Consider the following 2,293-nt stretch of genomic DNA (forward strand, 5'->3'; position numbering starts at 1 on the left):
GCGCTGGTCGACGGGCTGGGACGGCGGGACTTGCGGCGCTATGGTGCGGGGTATGAATCGAGTTTTGTTTATCACCATGCCAAACGGGGAATAAAACCGGCCTGCACGGTGCCCTGTATCCTGTATTTATCGTGGCCGGATGTGGTGCACCCTACCGTGATATTGCTGCCAGCGGCGTTATTGTCAGGCATGGCGGTGGTGATCACCACGTCGATGTTTAAGAAATATCTTTAAGTGCTGGACTATGGAAGGCAAAACAATTTTTTGTTTTGCCTTCGGTGCGTCAGTGATAATGATTAATACGTTTATTTCATTTCAAATTATTATGAATATATAATAAGTAACCAAATTCATGCATATTAAAATTTATTGAGTATAAATGTTTATTGCTCCGAGTTTAACAGAATCAAATTTTATAGAAGGCTCTATGGCTGAGTCTATTTTCCATTTTCCTTTTGGAGAGAAATTTGTTACATAAGAGATGGATATGCCAGATAAGGCGTCCCCGAGATAAAGTTTGAAATGGACAAATACATAATCTAGTTTTTGATCTGTATTATTTTGTACGTCAGCTAATATATATTTAACTCCATCTTGTCCCGTGACAACACGAATATTTGTAACTGATATCATATCATTGCTATTGGCAATTAATGATAAGTTTGCCTTGACGTGCATTTCTAAGAGATCTGTCATATGATTCATCATATTATTATCCTCGATATGTTCTCTATGTTAAGGTCATTGTAAATATCTCATATTCTGCCTCTATATAATATTTCATTTTATATTTCTCATTTATTCTATGAGCATGTTTCATAATCTATGCCTTTTATATTTGACGCTAGCACTACTATTATTATTTTTGATTTATCGAGTTGCTGGATGAACTGGAACAATGAGATTTACAGCGATATTGTCGGATACTCAATAGTTAAGGCATATTTTTTGGGCGCTGAGAGATAGAGTACAAATGTTTTTTTGTTTTGTATTCTATCTCTCAGCAGACAAGCCGCCAGCGGCGCGTCAGTCTTTCAGGCTAATGCTGATATTTTGATGAAACATTCACGACTTGCGTCATCAAGCCGAACCAATCCCCGGCACTATAAATAGCACTGTCCAGATTTTTCAGATCAACATGGCGATACTGATGTGAGATGTCCTGACAGTTACCGATAAAAGGCTCATTAATACGGTGAAGCTGAATAGCAGCAGCATCCTTGCCGGAAGACGGAAAAAACGCCCCACCAACTTCGGCAAACAGGTCGGCATCATCCAGCGGCGCATCACAGTGTTCACAGTGATTTATCCAGTGCTCTCTTCGTATTCGCTGACCGACTATTTTGCGTAAGGTATGGTGAAAGCCGGTTAATACGTTGCGCACGGCAGTCGGAATATCGGCAATATAAAAAACAAAAGCAGGGTTGTCCTGCTCGGTGTAGTCATCGTCATCAATCTCTTCCAGCATTTTATGACCAGTAGGCAGCATAAAGGTCGTCACCGTGGTGTGAGCCTGACAGTGCGGGCAGGTTGTCCGAGTCTGGGCGAGATACCAGTATTCCGCATGAACATTGTAGAACGGCAACCAGTTTTTAAACGGAGTCGGGTCAAAACGCTCGTCGATGTACCAAATTTGGGCAGCGGCATCCCAGAGTGCCCCCAGCTTCCTGACCTGTTCATATTCCTCATCGGGCACGTCTAAATCAATCCGCAGCATGTTGCTTTCTTCCTTTCACTCATTGTTAAACCGTTAATTCAATAAATGAGTCAGACTATGTCGCTAATTTTCATCAAAGCATAAAGAGTTTATTGCTGATCCGCCGTAAAAAACCCCGCATCCTCGGCATCCTGAATTCCATCACGAGGTGAGTGTGTATGCGTGGTTGTTTTTCCCTGTCCCGGTCTGCCTGTCTGCTGAGTCTGACGGTATTGTGTGTTCCCCTTGTGCAGGCGGCCGAAAACGATGAGCTGGCGAGCGCAACGCGGCTGATTGAGCAGGTACAGATAGCGCTGGAACGCGCCAGTATTGCCGGAACGCCCGCGGAGACCGAAAAACCGCCCCGCTATCACTTTGATTACGCCCGTATCCGCGCGGATCTCCACACCATTAAAACCGGTATCGAACACTATCTGATGCCTTCCCGCGAGCAGCCGGACGAACCCGCACTGTTATCCGGTCAGTATCGGCAGGAATGCCCGCAATGACCCCGACCCAGCGCCATGCCTTTGAGGCGGCTTCAGGGCACTTTGATATTCATTTTCTGTCTCTGGTGTGTGTCGGCTTTTTCTTCGC

Annotated in this window: 4 protein-coding genes; 2 read left to right on the plus strand and 2 right to left on the minus strand. The window is 44.6% G+C overall.

The features are described from left to right. Window positions 1-234, plus strand: a 234-nt coding sequence (locus Xinn_RS20475) for an IncC plasmid conjugative DNA transfer DtrJ family protein (RefSeq protein ID WP_153043424.1), incomplete at its 5' end; no start/stop codon positions are given. Window positions 235-366: 132 nt separating this feature from the next. Here the strand turns inward: Xinn_RS20475 and Xinn_RS20480 are convergent. Continuing rightward, a complete protein-coding gene (locus tag Xinn_RS20480; protein ID WP_086955693.1) occupies window positions 367-708 on the minus strand; it encodes an FxLYD domain-containing protein in 342 nt (113 codons plus the stop codon). Between the two features lie 331 nt (window positions 709-1,039). Further along, the gene (locus Xinn_RS20485) at window positions 1,040-1,717 is read right to left on the minus strand and encodes a DUF5710 domain-containing protein (protein WP_086955695.1); all 678 of its coding nucleotides are present in this window, start codon (window positions 1,715-1,717) and stop codon (window positions 1,040-1,042) included. Between the two features lie 158 nt (window positions 1,718-1,875). Here Xinn_RS20485 and Xinn_RS20490 point away from each other — a divergent pair, with 158 nt between their 5' ends. Continuing rightward, window positions 1,876-2,205: an integrative conjugative element protein, RAQPRD family gene (locus tag Xinn_RS20490; protein ID WP_086955696.1), complete on the plus strand. Its 330-nt coding sequence runs from the start codon at window positions 1,876-1,878 to the stop codon at window positions 2,203-2,205. Window positions 2,206-2,293 lie beyond the last annotated feature (88 nt).

It is taken from the genome of Xenorhabdus innexi (assembly GCF_002632485.1).
Classification (GTDB): domain Bacteria; phylum Pseudomonadota; class Gammaproteobacteria; order Enterobacterales; family Enterobacteriaceae; genus Xenorhabdus; species Xenorhabdus innexi.

Excerpts from the sequence above, each read along its gene's own strand:
- Xinn_RS20480 (WP_086955693.1), bottom strand. The coding sequence starts at position 708 with ATGATGAATCATATGACAGATCTCTTAGAAATGCACGTCAAGGCAAAC.
- Xinn_RS20485 (WP_086955695.1), bottom strand. The coding sequence starts at position 1,717 with ATGCTGCGGATTGATTTAGACGTGCCCGATGAGGAATATGAACAGGTC.
- Xinn_RS20490 (WP_086955696.1), top strand. The coding sequence starts at position 1,876 with ATGCGTGGTTGTTTTTCCCTGTCCCGGTCTGCCTGTCTGCTGAGTCTG.